The organism is Sphingobium sp. B2D3A (genome assembly GCF_025961795.1).
Taxonomy (GTDB): domain Bacteria; phylum Pseudomonadota; class Alphaproteobacteria; order Sphingomonadales; family Sphingomonadaceae; genus Sphingobium.
On sequence record NZ_JAOQOI010000001.1, the window covers coordinates 1,510,538 to 1,523,129 of the forward strand.

The window sequence follows — 12,592 nt, forward strand, 5'->3', positions numbered from 1 at the left end:
CTTAAATCCGCTTCGAGAGGGCAATGGCAGCGCGGCAGCCAAGCCGGATTGCCCCGAAAAGCAAGGGATAGGCAGGCGCGGATTCTGCGCCATGGGCAATCGCGGCATCGCGATGCTCGACTTCTTCGGCCTGGAAGTCCGTGATCGCTTCGGACAGCGCCGGGTCGTCCTCGCCGATCTCCTTGAGCTGTTGCCCGTAATGATCGTCGATCTCGGTTTCGATGGCGGCGGTGCAGGCCATCGCCGCGCGCGGGCCGATGAGCGCGGTTGCAGCGCCGAGCGCGAAGCCGGCAACATGCCAGAAGGGCTGCATCAGCGTGGGGCGCACGCCGCGCTCTACCATCATCGCATCGAAATGCGCGCGGTGGCGCTCTTCCTGAGCGGCCATGCCGGCAATCTCGCGGCTGATCGGATGACGGTCGCCCAGCACGGCGAGCTGGCCGGCATAAATCCGCACCGCGCCATATTCGCCGGCCTGATCGACCCGCAACATCGCGGCGCGGTCCGCACGGCGCTGGCCGGGACGGGGCGAGACGCGCGCGCTGTCGGTCATGACCGGCTCCATTTGAGGACCAGGACCAGGATCAGCAACGCCCCGCCCAGCGAGAGGATCGCGTTGTAGCCGGCGAGCGAAATGCCGAACATCGACCAGGGCGCGACATCGCAGCGCACCAGCGTGGCCGACATGATCGAATCCAGCATCGACTGGCCGGAAGACGTGTCCATGGTCGCCGTGCAACTGGTCAGGCCCTGCCACCAGCCATATTCGACGCCGGCATGAAATGCGCCGATGGCGCCGCTGGTCGCGACGGCCAGCGCTGCGAGCATGGTGAACATCGCGCTCATCGGCGCGGTACGGCGCAGGGCAATCGCGGCAAGGGCAGCGATGATCGCGCCCAGATGCGGCCAGCGCTGCCACATGCACATTTCGCACGGGAACAGCCCGCCGACATGTTGCGAGAGCAGCGCGCCGCCCAGCAACAGGGTCGGCAGCATCACCGCTACGAACCGGGCGAGGGACAGGGAGTCGTCACGCGACATCGGTCTGTTTACCGCCGCGCCTTCGTCGCCGGGGCTGCCGCCATTTGCGGCGTTCCGTTCAGGCGGCCGAGAGTCTGCAGCGCGTAATGGAGCTGGAAGTCCTCAACACCCTGCTTCTTTAGATCCTCCGCCGTTGCGGTGAAGCGCGGATCGGGGTTGCTGTCCGCCTCCAGCTCCGAGCGATCCAGCTTGGCCTCGTTGATGAGGTGACGGCGCAGGTCGCTTTCGCGATATTTCGGCCGCTTGGCGTAATCCGGGTCGGAGAGCTGCGGCACCAGAATGTCCGGCTCGATGCCGCCTTCCTGCACCGAGCGGCCCGATGGCGTGTAATAGCGCGCCGTGGTGAGCCGCAGCGCGGTATCCTGCGAGAGCGGCAGCAGCGTCTGCACGCTGCCCTTGCCGAAGCTGCGCTCGCCCATGATGAGCGCGCGCTTCTGGTCCTGCAGGGCGCCAGCCACAATCTCGGAGGCGGAAGCCGACCCCGCATCGATCAGCACGACGACGGGCAGGCCCTGCGCATCATCGCCGGGCCGGGCATAATAAGGCCGGGTGTCGCCGCGCTGGCGGCCGCGCTGCGAGACGATCTCGCCGCGCTCGAGGAAGGCGTCGGAGACGCGCACCGCTTCATCCAGCAGCCCGCCGGGGTTGGAACGCAGATCCAGCACATAGCCGATCGGCTTGTGGCCGAGCGACTTGTCGATGCCGCGAATGGCGCTCTGCACGTCAGCGCCGGTGTCGGCGGAGAAGCTGACGATCTTGATGACGCCGACATCACCCTTCACCTGCCATTTGACCGGCTTGATATCGATGATCGCGCGCGTCAGTTCCACGTCGAACGGCTCGGTGCGGCCTTCGCGGGCGATGGTGAGCTTCACCTTGGTGTTCGGCGCGCCGCGCATCTTCTCGACTGCTTCATCGAGCGTGCCGCCATAAATCAGCTTGCCGTCGATATGCGTGATATAGTCGCCGGCCTTGATGCCCGCGCGCGCGGCGGGGGTGTCGTCGGTCGGCGCGATCACCTTCACCACGCCTTCGTCCATCGTGACGGAGAGGCCGAGGCCGCCATAGCTGCCCTCGGTCTGGGTACGCAGATTCTCGAAGGAGCGGACATCCAGATAGGCGCTGTGCGGATCGAGGCTGGAGAGCATCCCCTCGATGGCGCCCTTGATCAGCGTCGCATCATCGACCTGCTCGACATAATTGGCGCGCACCCGCTGGAACACGTCCATGAACAGATCGAGCTGTTTGTAAGTCTCGCCCTCGGTCTCCGTGACGGCAGAGGTCGACGCGGGAATGAGCGCGATGGCGCCCAGGATCGCGGCGGAACGGAGAAACAGGGTGCGGCGGGCATTGGCCATGGAGACGCTTTCGACAAAAATGCTGTCCTGACCTATAGCAGGAACAACGGTTCTGCCTAGGTCGCACGCCAGCGTAGCGAAGATAGCGTTACGCGCTGCTGAACGGCGCTAGCGGACAAGGGAAGCAATATCGACAGCGCGGTCCTGTTGGCGCAGCTCGATGATGAGGCGGGCCGGGTCGCTGCCGGTCGCGCCGACCGGGTCGCCCTGGCGCAGGGAGTCTCCCGGCGCCACGCTCAGCCGGTCGAGCCCGGCCAGCAGGCTCGTCCAGCCGCCGCGATGCTCCAGGATGACGATCTTGCCATAGCCGCGAAACGGCCCGGCAATGGCGACTCGCCCTGCCGCCGGCGCGATGACCGCGGCCCCGGCTGCGGTCGCCATGGTGATGCCCCGCGCGCGCACGCCGCCTGCGCTCAATTCCCCGAAGCCGGTGACGATGTCGCCGATGGCGGGCAGGCGATAGGGCGGGGCCGGGGTCTGGCCTGCGGCGACGCTCGGTCGCTCAGGGGCCGGTGCGGCGCTGTTTTGCGGACGGGCCGGCCGCGGCATCGGGCCGGGCAGGCGCAGCAACGCCTCCTGCACCTGCGCCGCATCGCCGATCCGGTCCATCAGATCGCTGATATCGCGGGCCTGCTCGCCCATGGCCAGGGCGCGCTCGGTCTGCAGGCTGGCCTCCGCGCGCAATTGCCGGGAGGCGCCGCGCTGGCGCTGCTCAAGCGTGCTGAGCGCGGCCTGCTGCGTCTTCAGCCCGGCGCGGGTGCGGACGAGGGATTGCGCCGCCGCCTGCGCGCTGCGCTGCAGATCGGCACTGCGCGCAATGGCGCCCCGCAGATCCTGCGTGGAGGCGGTGATGGTCGGCAATATCTGAGCGAGCGCGATGCGGCGATGCACCGCCTCGCTGATCGTGCCGGGCGCGACCAGTGCAAGCACGGGCGAGCGCCGGGCCAGTTGCTGCAGGGCAGCGGTTAGTCGCACGATCGGCTGTTGGCGGGTGGCGAGCTGGCGCCGCTGCTCGCGCTGGCGCGTGATGATGATCGCCATGCGTGCCTCGCCCGCGCGCAGATCTGCCTCGCTCTGCTGGATGCGGGCGGCGAGCGCGGCGATCTCGTTGCGGGTCTTGTCGGCTGCTGCGGAGGACGCGCGGGCACGGGCCTCCAGCGCTTCGCCACGCTTGCGGGCTTCCTCGCCCTGCGCGCGGGCGCGAGCCAGCGCGGCCTGCTGTCGGGCGATCTCCGCCTGAGCGGCCTGCGGCGCCGGATTGCGCTGGGCAGAGAGAGCCAGCGGTGCCGCGATGGCGGTGACGAGCAGGGCAGCGGTGGCCAGCATGACGGGCAGTGACGGCCGCAGTGCCAGTGGCCGGGGCAGTCGTGTCCAGCTCGCCGCCACCACGCCTTATCCCTCCCGGTGATAGGGGTGGTTGGCGAGGATGCTGGTGGCGCGCCAGAGCTGTTCGGCCAGCATCGCCCGCGCCATCATGTGCGGCCAGGTCATTGCCCCGAAGGCGATCAGCAGGTCCGCGCTGGCCCGGTCCGCGGTCTCGAACCCGTCCGCCGCGCCGATCATGAAGCGGCATTCGCGTACGCCATCGTCCCGCCAGCGGCCGATCTGCTCGGCAAAGGCCATGGAGGTCAGCTGCTTGCCGGTTTCATCGAGCATCACCATGACCGACTGGGCGGGCAGCGGTGGCGGCGCCTTGCCGCCACGATCCGGCAGTTCGGTGACCTTGGTGGGCAGCGTCACACGCTTGAGATAGCGCTCGACCAGATCGGCCTCTGGCGAGCGGCCGATGCGTCCCCGTGCGACGATGTGCAGCAGCATTCGGCCCCCGGGGTACGCTTGAAGGAGATCAGGCCTCGCCGGCGGCCAGCGGTGCGTCCGAGAAACCCCACATGCGCTCGAGATTGTAGAAGCTGCGGACCTCCGGGCGGAAGACATGGACGACCACGTCGCCCGCGTCGATCAGCACCCAGTCGGCCACGGGCAGGCCTTCGATGCGGACATTGCGGCCCATCGTCTGCTTGATCCGCTCGGCCAGCTTCTGGGCAATGGCGGCCACCTGCCGGGACGAACGACCCGACGCGATCACGATGTGATCGGCAATGCTGCTCTTGCCGGCAAGCGGAATGCTCACGACTTCCTGCGCCTGATCATCGTCCAGCGATTCCAGAACGATCGCCAGGAGGCGATCCGAGGATGCATCGATGCCGGGTTGGGACAGTCCTCCAGCGGGGGCAGGACGGGCGGGCATGGGTAACGGGTCGGGCAATGTCACTCCTGTGGGATGCGGCGACCGGTCACGCCGTCGATCGGCGCAACATCAGCAAAGCTACGGTGCCAAAGAGGCGCCTTCTGCCGAAGCAGCGTGGCTGATCTGGGATCGGGGCGAAAGCGCAAAAGCACGAGCGCCGGCAGTCTCCATGTCGTCCAGCTTTTGCTCTGACTGGCGGGTCGGACGAAACGCCGCAACCAGGCCATGGCCGGTGAGCCTACAGCCGCCCGACTATAGCCGGGTCGGGCGATAACAGCAATGGCCGTTGTTCGTGCAATATCGCGCCATCCTTTCCACTGGTGGAACTGGGCCAGATTGTCCTCGCCCATCAGCCAGATGAACCGGCGATGCGGGTAGCGGCGCGTCAGCCGGCGCAGCGTGTCGAGCGTGTAGCGGGTGTGCATATCCCGCTCGATGGCGGTGACGCGGATGGGCGCGCGGCGGGCGGCCGCCTTGCCGCTGGCGACGCGCGCGTTCAGCGGTGCCATGCCGGCGCGCGGCTTGAGCGGATTGCCCGGCGAGACCAGCCACCAGACCTCATCCAGCCCCAGCGCGCCGTGCGCGAACAAGGAGATGGCGCGGTGGCCGCCATGGGCGGGATTGAACGATCCGCCGAGCAAGCCGACCGGCACGCGCTTGCCCCGCGTCACGCAGACTCGCTCCTGCAAGTCTGCGGCTGGTCAGGGGCGGGCGCGCAACAGCTCATGGCCTGTCGCTAGAGGCCGGGCGGGATCAGGTCAAACCGGCAATGGCAAGGATGAACCGCGGAAACGTTAACGCCGCGAAAAGCATCATTGCTCCAGGTCCCTCATTATGCTCAATAAATCGCTCGGCAGCGCAGGGGGAACGCGGTGTCGACTCGGGGGGGAAGATGGGTGGGACACTCGCTTTGAGCGAGCTGCTGTGCAGCGAGCTTCTCTTGTTTGCAGCCTTGGGGCTTATCATCGGTGGGCTGGATGATCTGGCCATCGACCTCATCTATTTGGCGCGGCGCGGCTGGCGGTCACTGACCGTCTACACCCGGGTGGCGCGGATGACGTCCCGGGATTTGCCGCCGGCTGGCTCTGCCGGGCCGATCGCGGTGTTTATTCCCGCTTGGGACGAGTCGGACGTGATCCGTCCCATGCTCACCGGCTGCCTCGACAAATGGGCCGGCGAGGATGTGCAGATTTTCGTTGGCGCCTATCCCAATGATCCGGCGACCTTGTGGGCGGTCTGCACGCTGATCACCGAGCGGGGCGGTGGGCGCGTGACCTTGGTGGTCAATGAACGGCCCGGCCCGACCACCAAGGCCGATTGCCTGAACCAGCTGTGGGTCGCCATGCAGCGCTGGGAAGCCGAGCAGGGGCGCCGCGTGCTCACGGTGGTGCTGCATGATGCCGAGGATGTCGTGCATCCCGATGCGCTGCGGGTGATCGGCTATCTCGCGCCGCGCTTCGCGCTCGTCCAGCTCCCGGTCCTTCCGCTCAAATCGGCGCGCTCGCAATGGGTTGCGGGCCATTATCTCGATGAATTCGCGGTTGCGCACGGCGCCTCGCTGACGGTGCGGGAAGCGCTGGGCGCAGCCATGCCATCGGCCGGCGTCGGCTGCGGCTTCAGCCGCGACGCGCTCGCCGCCGTGGCGGTGGAGCGCGGCGGGTGCCCATTCGATGAAGCCAGCCTCACCGAGGATTATGAGCTGGGCCTGCGCATTGGCGATGCCGGCGGGCGCGGCATCTTGGTGCGGATGCGCGATGCCAGGGGCGAGCTGATCGCCACGCGCGAATATTTCCCGGATAGTTGGGGCGCCGCCGTTCGGCAAAAGGCCCGCTGGACGGTGGGTATTGCGCTGGCCGGGTGGGATCGGCTCGGCTGGTCTGGCCCCTGGCGCGAGCGCTGGATGCGCCTGCGCGATCGACGCGCGGCGCTGGCAGCGATCGTCCTGGTCGCGGCTTATGCCGGGCTGGCGCTGGCCCTGTTCATCCACATCACACGCAGCTTGATGGGCCTGCCGCCGATGACCTGGCCCGAGCCCTTGCCCTGGCTGATGCGCGCGACAGCGGTGCTGCTCGCCTGGCGGCTCATCATGCGCATGCTGTTCGTCTGGCGAGCCTATGGCTGGGGGCAAGCGCTCCTCTCCGTGCCCCGCACGATCACCGGCAATATCGTCGCCATTCTCGCCGCCGGGCGTGCCATTTCGATTTACGTGCGGCATCTGCGCGGACGGGCGCTGGTGTGGGACAAGACGCGCCATCGCTTCCCTGACGCGGCCACGGGAGCCTCGGCATGAGCGCCGGGCGGCCGCTGCGGTTCTTGGGCGCGGTCCTGGGCTGCTGGGTCTGCGTGCGCGGCGTGATGCTGGGCTGGCCCGTGATGGCCGAAGGCGAGCGCGGGGCGACGGACGTTGCGGCCTTGCCTGTGGCGGAGGCGCCGACCGGCGGGGGGCGGGCTGACGATAGCGACGGGCAGCGCAGCGCGGGATTGTCGGGCGGTACCCTCGCTGTCGCCGGCCGACCGGCAGGCAGGGCGGCGCGGCCTCACCATACCGTTCCTTCATACCGGACACCCGTCGCGCTTTGGGCGCAGGCTCCTCAAACGGACATGCCACAGCCAAGGTCGGACGCTCCGCGCAATGCGCCGGCTTCGGCAGCGACGCTTTCGCAAGGGACCGTGCTCGGCGAGCCGTCGATGAGCACCCTGCGAGAAGCGCGCAAGAGCGGCCGCTTGTCCGGCCAGGCATGGCTGTTCTGGCGCCCCGATGCCGGCGGGTCGCGCGCCTTTGCGCCGCTGCTCGGCGGATCGCAAATGGGCGTCCGGCTCGATTATCGCGTCAGCAGCAGCGAGATGGGCGTGTTCAGCCTCTACGGACGGGCCAGCCGCGCGATCGAACGGCCGTTCGCGGAGGAGGGAGCATTCGGCCTCGCCTGGCGCCCGGCCGGGCTGCCCGCTGCCTTGCCAGTCTCGCTGATGGTGGAACGCCGCCAGCGTCTCGGGACAGGCGGTCGCAACGGGTTCGCCCTGCTGGCGGCCGGCGGCCTCAACACCACCGAGATTCTGCCGCGCGTCGAGGCGGACGGCTATGCACAGGCCGGATTTGTCGGCTTGCCCGGCAGCGATGGCTTTGCGGACGGCAAGGCTGCCCTCTCTTACCGGCTGTTTCCGCCCGGACGGGGGCTCGCGCTGGCGGTCGGCGGCGCGCTCTCCGGCAGCGTCCAGCCCGGTGCACGGCGTCTGGACATCGGGCCGCAACTCCGTGCCCGGCTGCCGTGGGCCCGGCCGGGGCTGAGCCTCTCGGCCGAATGGCGCTTCCGCATCGCCGGCAATGCACGCCCAGCAAGCGGCCCTGCAATCACGCTCGCGACGGATTTTTGAGCATCGGGCGGCAAGCCCCTTTTTGATCGGGCGCTTTGCGACTACCGAGGGCGACATGGATATCTATCTGCCGATCGCCAACCTGTCGGTGAACGCCCTGGTCATCATCGGCCTGGGCGGCCTTGTCGGCCTGCTCTCGGGCATGTTCGGCGTGGGCGGCGGATTTCTCACCACGCCCTTGCTGATCTTCTACGGCATTCCGCCGACTGTCTCCGCCGCATCCTCCGCCACGCAGGTGATGGGCGCGAGCGTTTCCAGCGTGTTCAGCCATCTCGGCCGCAAGACGGTCGATCTCAAGATGAGCGCCGTCCTCGTCGTCGGGGGCGCTATCGGCGCGGCGCTGGGCGCGGTGATCTATCGCGTGCTGGAGCGGATGGGCCAGATCGATACGACCATCGCCGTGCTCTATGTGCTGATGCTCGGCTCGATCGGCATGTTGATGGCGCGGGAATCGATCCATGCGCTAGTGATGGCGCGGCGCGGGCAGCGGCAGGCCGCGCGCAAGCGGCGGCACCACCCGTTGGTGGCGGCGCTGCCGCTGCGCTGGCGCTTCTATGCCTCGGGCCTTTACATCTCCCCGCTGGCGCCGCTGCTGCTTGGCATCTTCTCGGGCATCATGACCATGTTGATGGGCGTGGGCGGCGGCTTCATCCTCGTGCCCGCGATGCTCTACATTCTTGGCATGTCGACGCAGATCGTCATCGGCACGTCGCTGTTCCAGATCCTGTTCGTGACGATGTTCACGACGATGGTCCACGCCACCACCACCCATGCGGTGGACCTCGTCCTCGCCTTCCTGCTGCTCATCGGCAGCGTGACCGGCGCGCAGATCGGCAGCCGCATCTCGATGCGAGCGCGGCCGGAATATCTGCGCGTCGCGCTGGCTTTCATCGCTTTGGTCATCGCCATCCGCATGGCGCTGGGCCTTGGCTGGCGGCCGGACGAGATCTACTCGGTGGTTGTCCAGTGATCGCCCGCATCGCCCCCTGGCTGGTGGCGCTGGCGCTGCTGGGCGGCGCCCCGGCGAGCGCGCAGCGGGCCGCGCCGCAGCTGGTGCCGGATGTCTCGCAACGCACCGTCGAGATCCAGTTCAGCTTCACCGGCGCGGAATTGCTGCTGTTCGGCGCGATCCTCTATCCCGGTGGGCGCGTACCGGAGGAGCCGGTCGACATCATCGTCGTGCTCAAGGGCCCCAGCCAGGCGATCACCGTGCGCGAGAAGCGCAAGCTCGCCGGCATGTGGGTCAATGCCGACAGCATCGCCTTCCGCTCGGCGCCGAGCTTCTATGCCGTGGCGTCCTCGCGCCCCATCGACCAGATCGTCGATGAACGTACGGCCGCGATCTACGAGCTGGGGCTGAGCAAGCTGCAGCTCTCGCCCGCGTCCTTCAGCGATACCGAGGAGATCGGCCGGTTCGCCAGCGGCCTCAATGATCTGCGCGCGCGCAGCGGGCTGTATCTGGAGGCGCCCAAGGCGGTCGAGATCACCGATGGCGTGCTGTACCGCGCGCGCCTGCCGCTCTCCGCCCGGGTGGTCACCGGCACCTACACCGCCGAGACGTTTCTGGTGCAGAATGGCCGCGTGCTCGCCGCCGCGGTGCGCGAGATCGAGGTCCACAAGACCGGCTTTGAGCGCGACATCGGCGTCTTCGCGCAGGAGCATGGCGTGGCTTATGGCCTGGTCGCCGTCTTCTCGGCGCTCGCTATGGGCATGTTCGCCGGCTTCGTCGCGGGTCGCGTGAAAATGCGCTGAGCCCAAGCGGCGCCCACGGCGCAGGCATTTGTTTACGCATATTCGATACGCCCTGCATCCTGGCCACAGGTGGGAGCGACGCGGTGAACTATTTTTCTGGCAGGGATCTGGATGGCCAGCCGGTGCCGGTCGATGCCGTGGCGCAGCCCGGCGTGCGGCCGCATTTCTCGGATATCGAGATCGGCGTCATCTCCGCGATATCCGGCGGCTCGGCCAAGATCCTGCTCGACATCGCCGCCATGGAGCAGCTGGCCGGGGAGAGCGACCCCAGCATCGCCATGGGCGGGCAGGTCGGCAGCCAGCTCAAGATGCGGGTCGGCGCCTGCTGGATCGTCGCGACGGTGCGCACGCTGGCGCTCGATTCCCGCTCCGCGACGCACATCCTCGCCGATATCGACTTTGTGGGGGAGGGCGATCAGGAGCAGCTGACCGGCCGCATCTTCCGCTTCCGCCGTGGCGTCACGCGCTTCCCGGTGCCCGGCACGCCCATCTATCCCGTCTCCAGCCCGGACATGCTGGAGATCTATTCCGCCCATGATCAGGCGCGGATCGAGATCGGCACGGTCTACCCCACCGCCAACACGCGCGCCTCGCTGCTGGTCGATGCGCTGCTCGGCAAGCATTTCGCGCTGCTCGGCTCCACCGGCACCGGCAAGTCCACATCCGCTGCGCTCATCCTGCACCGCATCTGCGACATGGCGCCGCAGGGGCACATCGTGATGATCGATCCGCATGGCGAATATGGCGCCGCCTTTGCCGGCAATGGTGCGGTTTACGATACCAGCAATCTCGAGCTGCCCTACTGGCTGATGAACTTCGAGGAGCATTGCGAAGTGCTCGTCACCTCCAAGGGGCCGGAGCGCGCGCAGGATTGCGACATTCTCGCCAAGTGCCTGCTCGCCGCGCGCGGCCGCAGCCGGCTGGCGGAAGGCATCGGGCGGCTGACGGTCGATTCGCCCGTTCCCTATCTGCTCTCCGATCTCGCGGCGATCCTCGCCAATGAGATGGGCAAGCTGGACAAGAGCACCAATTCGCTGCCCTATCTGCGCCTGCGCACCCGGCTAGACGAGATCAAGGCGGACCCGCGCTTCAGCTTCATGTTCTCAGGCATGCTGGTGGCGGATTCCATGCAGAATTTCCTCGCCAAGGTCTTCCGTCTGCCGGCGATGGGCAAGCCGATCTCCATCGTCGATACCTCGGCCATGCCGTCCGAGATCACCCATGTCGTCGTCTCGGTGCTGGCGCGGCTGATCTTCGATTTCGCCATCTGGGCGCGGGACGAGGAGCAGAAGCCCATCCTGCTCGTCTGCGAGGAAGCGCATCGCTACATCCCCTCCAGCAACATCGAGGCCGGGCAGAGCGTCCGCAAGATCCTCGAGCGGATCGCCAAGGAAGGGCGCAAATATGGCGTGTCGCTGGGGCTGATCACGCAGCGCCCGTCCGACCTTGCCGAGGGCGTGCTCTCCCAATGCGGCACGCTGATCGCCATGCGCCTCAACAACGAGCGCGATCAGCAGTTCGTGAAGGCAGCGATGCCGGAAGGCTCGCGCGGCTTCCTCGATTCCATCCCGGCCCTGCGCAACCGCGAGTGCATCGTCTGCGGCGAGGGCGTCACCGTGCCGATCCGCGTCGCCTTCGATGATCTCGAAGCCGCCCGCCGCCCGGCATCGGCGGACCCGGTCTTCTCCGACCTGTGGCGCCAGACCGGCGGCGAGGAGGAAATCCTCGAGCGGACGATCAACCGCTGGCGCAATCAGGGCCGCTGAGCGGGCGGCGCGGCCTGCGCTGAAATATTTCGTAATATGCCGAAATCCGGCTGAATTGCTTTTGGGGTAGCACGGCGCTTCCACTCCCAGGAGCTGCTGCATGATTGACGAGAACCAGGCGCCGAAATTGGCGCGGCAAGACAATAATCACGATCACGGGCTTGCCCACGATCTGGTCGCCATCCGCAAGCTTGAGGTCGGTCGACGGCGCGCGTTGCTGTGGCTCGGCGGCGCGGGCAGCACGGCGCTGCTGGTCGGTTGCGGCAATGACAGCAGCAGCGGCGCGACAAGCACGACCACAATCGCCACGCCGACGCCAACACCGACTCCGACGCCCACGCCGACGCCCACGCCGACCCCCACATCGTCGGGCACCTGCACGGTCCCGGCAACCGAGACCAACGGGCCTTATCCCGCCGACGGGACCAACACCTCTTCGGGGGTGACCTCCAACGTGCTGACCTATACAGGCGCAGTCCGGCAGGACATCCGTTCGAGCTTTGCGGGGTCGTCAACCACAGTGGCGAGCGGGATTCGCATGGATGTGACGATCACCCTGGTGAATGCCAATAACAGCTGCGCGCCCCTTGCAGGTTACGCCGTGTACATGTGGCATTGTGATCGTAGCGGCGATTATTCTTTGTATGATCTTCCGGCGGAAAGCTATCTGCGCGGCATTCAGGTTTCGGATGCCAATGGGCAGGTGACATTCACCACCATCTTCCCCGGCTGTTACAACGGACGCTATCCGCACATCCATTTTGAAGTGTTTTCCAGTTTGTCCAATGCAACCAGCGGACGGTATGCCGTGCTGATTTCGCAATTTGCCCTCCCGGCGACGCAATGCGCGGAAGTCTATGCAACGTCGACCTACGCAAGTAGCCGATCGGCCTATAACAATGCGTCGATTGCCAACGACAATGTGTTCGGCGACAACTCGTCGGCGCAGATGGCAGTGATGACTCTCGCTGCGACCGGGGATACGAGTAACGGCTATGCAGCGACCGCGACCATCGGCATTGCAACCTGACCCGCCGGTGGGAAATAACGGGTTC

The 12,592-nt window shown here is 67.2% G+C and carries 13 protein-coding genes; 6 read left to right on the forward strand and 7 right to left on the reverse strand.

The features are described from left to right. Nucleotide 1 precedes the first annotated feature (1 nt). From M2337_RS07030 to M2337_RS07060, 7 genes are all read right to left on the reverse strand, one after another. Nucleotides 2-553: a demethoxyubiquinone hydroxylase family protein gene (locus M2337_RS07030; protein WP_264569634.1), complete on the reverse strand. Its 552-nt coding sequence runs from the start codon at nucleotides 551-553 to the stop codon at nucleotides 2-4. Beyond that, complete coding sequence (locus tag M2337_RS07035) at nucleotides 550-1,041, reverse strand: disulfide bond formation protein B (protein WP_264569635.1); 492 nt, start codon at nucleotides 1,039-1,041, stop codon at nucleotides 550-552. Before M2337_RS07035 ends, M2337_RS07030 begins: the two co-directional genes overlap by 4 nt. An 8-nt stretch (nucleotides 1,042-1,049) precedes the next feature. Further along, nucleotides 1,050-2,399, reverse strand: coding sequence for a S41 family peptidase (locus tag M2337_RS07040; RefSeq protein WP_264569636.1), 1,350 nt, complete (start codon nucleotides 2,397-2,399; stop codon nucleotides 1,050-1,052). 108 nt (nucleotides 2,400-2,507) lie between these two features. Then, nucleotides 2,508-3,788, reverse strand: a complete 1,281-nt coding sequence (locus M2337_RS07045) for a murein hydrolase activator EnvC family protein (protein WP_264569637.1) — start codon at nucleotides 3,786-3,788, stop codon at nucleotides 2,508-2,510. A gap of 3 nt (nucleotides 3,789-3,791) precedes the next feature. Next, nucleotides 3,792-4,217: a 23S rRNA (pseudouridine(1915)-N(3))-methyltransferase RlmH gene (locus M2337_RS07050; protein WP_264569638.1), complete on the reverse strand. Its 426-nt coding sequence runs from the start codon at nucleotides 4,215-4,217 to the stop codon at nucleotides 3,792-3,794. A 28-nt stretch (nucleotides 4,218-4,245) separates the two neighbouring features. Further along, nucleotides 4,246-4,647 carry a ribosome silencing factor gene (gene rsfS / locus M2337_RS07055; RefSeq protein ID WP_181561330.1) on the reverse strand — a complete coding sequence of 134 codons (402 nt, stop codon included), beginning with the start codon at nucleotides 4,645-4,647 and terminating at the stop codon, nucleotides 4,246-4,248. Nucleotides 4,648-4,667: 20 nt separating this feature from the next. Continuing rightward, nucleotides 4,668-5,318 (reverse strand): nicotinate-nucleotide adenylyltransferase, encoded by a 651-nt coding sequence (locus tag M2337_RS07060; protein ID WP_264569639.1) that lies wholly within the window; start codon nucleotides 5,316-5,318, stop codon nucleotides 4,668-4,670. Between the two features lie 221 nt (nucleotides 5,319-5,539). Between M2337_RS07060 and M2337_RS07065 the strand changes: the two genes are divergently transcribed. From M2337_RS07065 to M2337_RS07090, 6 genes are all read left to right on the forward strand, one after another. After that, complete coding sequence (locus tag M2337_RS07065) at nucleotides 5,540-6,937, forward strand: glycosyl transferase family protein (RefSeq protein WP_264569640.1); 1,398 nt, start codon at nucleotides 5,540-5,542, stop codon at nucleotides 6,935-6,937. Further along, on the forward strand, nucleotides 6,934-8,019 hold the full coding sequence (locus M2337_RS07070) for a hypothetical protein (protein ID WP_264569641.1): 1,086 nt from the start codon (nucleotides 6,934-6,936) through the stop codon (nucleotides 8,017-8,019). The genes M2337_RS07065 and M2337_RS07070 overlap by 4 nt, the downstream gene beginning before the upstream one ends. Before the next feature lie 55 nt (nucleotides 8,020-8,074). Then, nucleotides 8,075-8,989: a sulfite exporter TauE/SafE family protein gene (locus tag M2337_RS07075; protein WP_181558917.1), complete on the forward strand. Its 915-nt coding sequence runs from the start codon at nucleotides 8,075-8,077 to the stop codon at nucleotides 8,987-8,989. Then, nucleotides 8,986-9,771 carry a TIGR02186 family protein gene (locus tag M2337_RS07080; protein ID WP_413716190.1) on the forward strand — a complete coding sequence of 262 codons (786 nt, stop codon included), beginning with the start codon at nucleotides 8,986-8,988 and terminating at the stop codon, nucleotides 9,769-9,771. Before M2337_RS07075 ends, M2337_RS07080 begins: the two co-directional genes overlap by 4 nt. Before the next feature lie 239 nt (nucleotides 9,772-10,010). After that, nucleotides 10,011-11,537, forward strand: a complete 1,527-nt coding sequence (locus M2337_RS07085) for an ATP-binding protein (RefSeq protein ID WP_264572205.1) — start codon at nucleotides 10,011-10,013, stop codon at nucleotides 11,535-11,537. Between the two features lie 100 nt (nucleotides 11,538-11,637). Then, the gene (locus M2337_RS07090; protein ID WP_264569642.1) at nucleotides 11,638-12,567 is read left to right on the forward strand and encodes an intradiol ring-cleavage dioxygenase; all 930 of its coding nucleotides are present in this window, start codon (nucleotides 11,638-11,640) and stop codon (nucleotides 12,565-12,567) included. Nucleotides 12,568-12,592: the final 25 nt, after the last annotated feature.